At 66.6% G+C, this 5,909-nt stretch carries 5 protein-coding genes and 1 pseudogene; 2 read left to right on the forward strand and 4 right to left on the reverse strand.

Going from position 1 to position 5,909, the window contains the following annotated elements; all coding sequences use genetic code 11:
* From A5707_RS10610 to A5707_RS23790, 3 genes and pseudogenes are all read right to left on the reverse strand, one after another.
* Positions 1-363, reverse strand: a pseudogene (locus A5707_RS10610) (hypothetical protein); the annotation flags it as partial.
* A gap of 4 nt (positions 364-367) precedes the next feature.
* A complete protein-coding gene (locus tag A5707_RS10615; protein ID WP_065014451.1) occupies positions 368-697 on the reverse strand; it encodes a WXG100 family type VII secretion target in 330 nt (109 codons plus the stop codon).
* Positions 698-817: 120 nt separating this feature from the next.
* Positions 818-2,836 (reverse strand): hypothetical protein, encoded by a 2,019-nt coding sequence (locus tag A5707_RS23790; protein WP_065014452.1) that lies wholly within the window; start codon positions 2,834-2,836, stop codon positions 818-820.
* Positions 2,837-3,088: 252 nt separating this feature from the next.
* Here A5707_RS23790 and A5707_RS10625 point away from each other — a divergent pair, with 252 nt between their 5' ends.
* Positions 3,089-4,534 (forward strand): hypothetical protein, encoded by a 1,446-nt coding sequence (locus tag A5707_RS10625; protein ID WP_156657765.1) that lies wholly within the window; start codon positions 3,089-3,091, stop codon positions 4,532-4,534.
* 7 nt (positions 4,535-4,541) lie between these two features.
* Here A5707_RS10625 and A5707_RS10630 read toward each other — a convergent pair whose 3' ends face one another.
* A complete protein-coding gene (locus tag A5707_RS10630; protein ID WP_065014454.1) occupies positions 4,542-5,318 on the reverse strand; it encodes an S-methyl-5'-thioadenosine phosphorylase in 777 nt (258 codons plus the stop codon).
* A gap of 38 nt (positions 5,319-5,356) precedes the next feature.
* Between A5707_RS10630 and A5707_RS10635 the strand changes: the two genes are divergently transcribed.
* A partial coding sequence (locus A5707_RS10635) for a 1,4-dihydroxy-2-naphthoate polyprenyltransferase (protein WP_065014453.1) occupies positions 5,357-5,909 on the forward strand: 553 nt, incomplete at its 3' end.

The following is a 5,909-nucleotide window of genomic DNA, read 5'->3' on the forward strand; positions in this document are numbered from 1 at the left end:
GTCGAGATTGGGCGGCGGAATGGCCCTGCTGGTCACCGGGTCGATGCGGATTCCCCAACTGGCGGCGCTGGCCCGAAGTGAACTCAGCTCGGTCTTGATCTGGTTGACCTCGTTCGCGGCAACTCGGGTGGCACTCGCGATTCCAGAGGCATCCTGGCCGTGAGTGTCGAGTCCGGTGGCGTGCTGCTGCGTTCGGGCCAGCGCCGCCGTGGACGCCGGACCTTGCCAGGAGTCGAATGCGGACAATCCGCCCAATGCGCCGCTTGCCTGGGTGGTCGATTGGGCACGGTTGGTGCTTGCTTGACTGACCGCGTTGATCGCATCCGAGTCCCACCGATCGATGTCGGCGATCGACAAGCTCATCGGATCAGCGCGGGTCGGCCGGTGCAGGCCCGATCGCGGATGCGGCGTGGTCTACCTGATCGGCAGCCTCGTCGTCCACCCCGCGGTAGGCGCGTGCGGTTTGCACAAAGTTGTGGCCGTGGGTGGTGAGATCGCTGTGGTGGGATTGGGTCGCCTCGCGCCATTCAGCGGCTTTTGCTGCCAGGGCTTGGGCGGACTGGCCGACCCACCCCGCCTGCGATGCAGCGATCTGCTCGTCGGTTGCGGATAGTTCGGAGTGCAGTGCCTGCGCCACCTGATGCAACTCGACGCCAGACGCGTGCACAGCGGCTGGATCTACCTTCAACTCACCCATGAGAGCCCCAATACTTCGGCTGACTTTGGCGCCGAACCGAGTCATATTCGGTTGGCGAAAGTATCGTATCGCGGTCCTAGAGGCGGCTAGAGCACCAAAATTTTGGGTGAGCGAGCTGGGTCAGCCACCGGTACTTGCACCGCCGGAACCGCTGCTGCTCGACCCGGAACCACCGGATCCGAAGCCTCCACCAGAGCCAAAGCCCCCCGAGCTGCTACCGCCTGAGCCGAACCCGCCGCCGGAGCCGCCAGAGCTACTGCCGCCTGAGCCGAACCCGCCGCCGGAAGAGCCGCTTCCGCCACCGATACTCCCCGAACCGCTCCCGCCGCCTGAGCCGAAGCCGCCGGAACTACCCGACCCAAAACCGCCGCTGCTGCTGCCAGAACTGCTGCTGCCTGAGCCGGCCCCGCCGGACCCGAAGCCGCCGCCACTGGTGCTGCCCGAACCGCCGCTGGGAGAACCGCTGCCACCGCCGGTGCTACCCGACCCACTTCCGCTGCCGGCGCTACCGGAACCGCTTCCGCCGCCGGTGCTGCCTGAGCCGCTGCCACCGCCGGTGCTACCCGACCCACTTCCGCTGCCGGTGCTACCCGAGCCCGAGCCGGCGCCGCCAGATCCAGTGTTGCCCGACCCCGCGCCACCAGATCCGGTGCCGCCGGACCCTGGGCTACCCGAGCCACTCTCACCACCGGTGTTGCCAGACCCGGCGCCGCCCGAACCCGTACCGCCACTGCCGCTTTCGTTGCCGCCAGTCCCGCTGCCTCCGTTATGGCTGCCGCCAGTCTGACCGCCACCGTTTTGGGACCCGCCGTTCGGACCGCCACCGGTCTGACCGCCACCGTTTTGGGACCCGCCGTTCGGACCGCCACCGGTCTGACCGCCACCGTTTTGGCTCCCGCCGTTCGGACCGCCGCCAGTCTGACCGCCACCGTTTTGGGACCCGCCGTTCGGACCGCCGCCAGTCTGACCGCCACCGCTTTGGCTACTGCCGTTCGGACCGCCGCCGGTCTGACTTCCGCCACCTTGGTTACCGCCAATGCCGATCGGTCCCTGCGGCACATGAATGGGAAGCGGAATCGGTATCGGGATGGGCACCGGGTTGAACCCAGGTGCCGGCGGAGCGGCAGGAGGTGCTTGGTCGACCGCGGGAGGGGCAGCCGGCGCAGGCGCAGGCGGCGCCGCCGGAGCCGGCGCCGGACCCGAGACGCCCTGCGGGGAACCCCCGGGACTGACGGCCGGCGGCTGAACTTGCGGGCTCGGCGCGTTGGGCGCCGGCAACACCGGCATGAAGTTTCCCGGTACCGGTTTTTGTTGTTGCTGTTGCGGTTGCACGTGCGGCTGCACCGGATTGGCCGCGGTTGGCCGGACACCGATCGTCACTGCGACGGCCAGCGCAGCGCACCCCGCCACCAAGATCCCGCCGACGGAGCTGCCGATCAGCAAGGCACGGCCGACCGGCGCCGCGACGCCCATTGCTTCGGTTTGGTCGTAGTCGTAGTCGTACTCGTCGTCGTCTCCGGCGTAGTCCATCGACAGCAGCTCGGAGTCGTCGTCGGTCATCGAGTAGGCCAACTGCTGACCCGCACCCGTCGCCTCCGCAGCCGGCTCATTGATTGTCGTCGCATCGGCCGGCATAGCCGCATCGGCCATCGTGGCCGCCGGGGCCAGCATCGTCGAGTCTTGCGCTGGCATGCCCGCCTGAGTCGTCGCCGAGCCCGCGGACACCGCGGCGGCCCGCGCCGTCGCGAATTCAGGATCGTCTGGTGACGACAACGGCAACGATGAGGTGGCTCCCGTTTCGTCGGCGTCAGGCGTGACGGCAGACGACGCGATCAGCGACGTTTCCGCCTCGGCCTCCGGCAACAACGTCACATTCTGAACGCCGGAATCGTCGAGCGTCTGCCGCAATTCACCGGCCTGACGCTGATCCGACCACCACAGCCGAGTCCCGACCAGCCGATGATCTTCTGCTGCCAACAGCCGATGCGTGCCAACCACCGTCTCGGCCAGCTTGTCGATGGGGTCCGCCCCCACGTCAACCACGGACTCGTCGATCACTACATCACTGTCGGCCCCCGCGCCAACGAGTGTCAGACGGGCAACCGGACCGTCCACCGCGACGCCTAGAGCTACGTCCATCGCGGGTCTCCTCTCCTGACACTGCAGCATCAACCGTTCGGCCGACAAAGGTTCAACGATCGAAGCCCGGGTTGCACTCCCGCCGAGTTAGCCAGCGTATGCCATCCCGGGGACATCTGAGCGCGGATGCCCCGGGACCTGCACTTCCGTCGTTAGCTGGCCGCACCATCCAACGCGCTTCGAAGTACTGTCGTTTCCGTGAGCAATAGCCGCGATGACACGCCTGCTGCCCGTCATGGCGGCAAGCCAAGGATTGCGCGGACTCCGACCGAGCAACCACCGCGATCGCTGGTGAGCCGCACGTCGATCCGCCGGTGGAACATCAGCTGCGCGGTGACCGCCGCCGTGCTGTTGATACTTGCGCTGGTATTCCCGTGGAATCTGTATTTCGGCCTCACCGTCCCCAATAGCCGTGGCGCACTCTTTGCGCTGCTGATCGCGTGCACGGTGCTTTCGCTGGCCGCTATCGCCGGCGGTCGACGCCTCGGTCCTGCGGTGCGAGCCGCGCTCAACGTCCCCTACCTGTTGATGGTGTTGGGCTTTGTGCTTTTCGATGTGGTTCAGACCGTGCGATACGGCGGGACCGCTACGGTGCCAGGCGGTGTGGGCCCGGGGGCATGGCTTGGCGTCGCCGGCGCAGTGTTGAGCGCGCAACCGCCGATCACCGGCACCGTCGACGACGACAGGTTGCGCGGATGGCTGCGTTCGGCGCCGCTGATCGGCTACGCATCGATAGCCCTCGCTGTACTGAGCGTGGTGTTCAATTTGTTCTGGCGGATCAAAGCGGCGCTGCCGACGGGTTCGTCCGGCTTCGGCAAGCAAAACCTCGCGATCATCGCGACAGCCATCGTGTATGGCGTCGTGGCGTTGGTCACCGTCGTCGTGGCATCTCGATGGATTATGCAGCGCAGCACGGATTCTCGGCTGACGGTGGTTGGGCTGGGAGCATCGACGCTGATCGCCGGTCTGATCGTGTGGAGCCTTAACGTCGGCCGCGATATCGACGGGTTCCACGGCATTGCGCAGAACACCTCGACGACCGGAGTGGGATTCGAAGGCTATCTGGCGTGGGCGGTAGCCGCCGCGGTATTTGCACCGCTGACGTTGTTGCGCATCCTGGCCGACCAGCAGATCGCTCAAAATACATGGCGGCGGACCGCGCGAAAAGGCTTGGTACTGATCATCGTATGGTGCATCGGCTCGGTGTTGATGCGAATCACCGACATCGTCGTGTCCATCGTTTTGAACCTGCCGTACTCGCCCTACGACAGCGCGGCGATGGCCGCATTCGATCTGGTCACCGCGGTGCTTGCGGTGTGGTTGTATCTGAACTTGGTCAACCGCACACTGCCAGTGGCCGTTATCGCGTCACTATGTGGAGTTCTGTTCGTGCTCACGGTTTCTCGGATCGTGGTAGGGGTCGCGTTGGCTCCCCGACTGGCCGGTCCCGCCGACGTGAATGCGGTCTATGGCAGCAATCTCGCGCAACAGATCACCAGCACGTTCGACGTGGTGCTGTGCGGGCTGGCCCTGTGCATCCTCGCCGTGGCTATCGGCACCGGCCGACTACACCAACGACGGCCAGTCACGATCTCCCGGCCGGTTGCCGTCGACGACGCGCCGCGGATCTACCGCGGCAACGACTCACCACACACCCAAGCGCCCAAGATCTTTCGGGCATCCGACGACACGACCTAGCCGACACTCACGGCAGCTCGAACGGCAGCTCGACGCCGCTCTGTGACAGGCACTGGGTGCAGGTGTGCTCACCGGCGACCTGACCAATTGCCTCATAGACCAGCTTCTTGAACGGCTCGATGTTCTTCTCGAATTCACTGAACACGTCGATAGCCGTCACGCCCCCGCCCACCTCGATGCCGGCATCCAGATCGGTCACCAAAGCGATTGACGCATAGCATATTTCGAGTTCACGAGCGAGCACGGCTTCCGGGTAACCGGTCATGTTGATCAGGGTGAACCCCGCGGCCGCGAACCACTGGCTTTCCGCGCGAGTGGAAAACCGCGGCCCTTGAATCACCACCATGGTGCCGCCGTCGACCACGCCGGGCAGTCCGGTCACCGCGGTGCGCAGCGCCGGACAGTACGGGTCGGCGAAGGCCACGTGTGCCCCGCCGGAATCGAAGTACGTGTCGGCGCGACCGTGGGTGCGGTCGACCAACTGATCGGGCACCACCACCGAGCCGGGCCCGAGGTCAGCGGTCAAGCTCCCAACGGCACACGGCGCAAAGACTCGTCGCACCCCCAGCGCGCGCAGCGCCCACATGTTGGCCCGATACGGCACGGTGTGCGCCGAATACTGGTGGTTGGCGCCGTGACGAGGCAGGAAGGCGACCTCGTGCTCGCCGACCGTGCCGACCGTGACCGGCGCGCTGGGCTCGCCGAACGGGGTGTCGAGGTTGACGCGGCGCGCGTCGGCTCCGAAGAAGGTGTAGAAGCCGCTGCCGCCGATCACTCCGATCATGCGCTCATTCTCCGACATGGCCGTGGAAGGATCAGGCGGTGGCCAGCCTTACGCAGTGGATCGCCGGCGCGAGACCGCGCACACTTCCCAACGCGGTCGCCCCCGTCATCGCGGGCACCGGCGCTGCGGCGTGGTTACACGCCGCAGTGTGGTGGAAGGCGCTGCTGGCGCTCGCCGTAGCGGTGGCATTCATCATCGGGGTCAACTTCGCCAACGACTACTCCGACGGCATCCGCGGCACCGACGACGACCGGGCAGGCCCGGTGCGGCTGGTGGGGTCGCGGCTGGCGACACCACGGTCGGTGCTGGCGGTCGCCGTGGTGAGCCTGACCGTCGGCGCAATCGCCGGGCTGGTGCTGGCGTGGACGAGCGCGCTATGGCTGGTAGCGGTGGGGCTGGCCTGTATCGCCGGCGCCTGGCTGTACACCGGAGGCTCGAAACCCTACGGCTATGCGGGTTTTGGCGAAGCAGCGGTGTTCGTGTTCTTCGGACTGATTGCGGTGCTGGGTACCCAGTACACCCAGGCGCTGCGGGTGGACTGGGTGGGATTGACGCTGGCCGTGGCGACGGGCGCGCTCTCGTCGGCGGTGC

This window comes from Mycobacterium kyorinense (genome assembly GCF_001672775.1).
Lineage (GTDB): Bacteria > Actinomycetota > Actinomycetes > Mycobacteriales > Mycobacteriaceae > Mycobacterium > Mycobacterium kyorinense_A.

Excerpts from the sequence above, each read along its gene's own strand:
- A5707_RS10615 (WP_065014451.1), bottom strand. The coding sequence starts at position 697 with ATGGGTGAGTTGAAGGTAGATCCAGCCGCTGTGCACGCGTCTGGCGTC.
- A5707_RS23790 (WP_065014452.1), bottom strand. The coding sequence starts at position 2,836 with ATGGACGTAGCTCTAGGCGTCGCGGTGGACGGTCCGGTTGCCCGTCTG.
- A5707_RS10630 (WP_065014454.1), bottom strand. The coding sequence starts at position 5,318 with ATGATCGGAGTGATCGGCGGCAGCGGCTTCTACACCTTCTTCGGAGCC.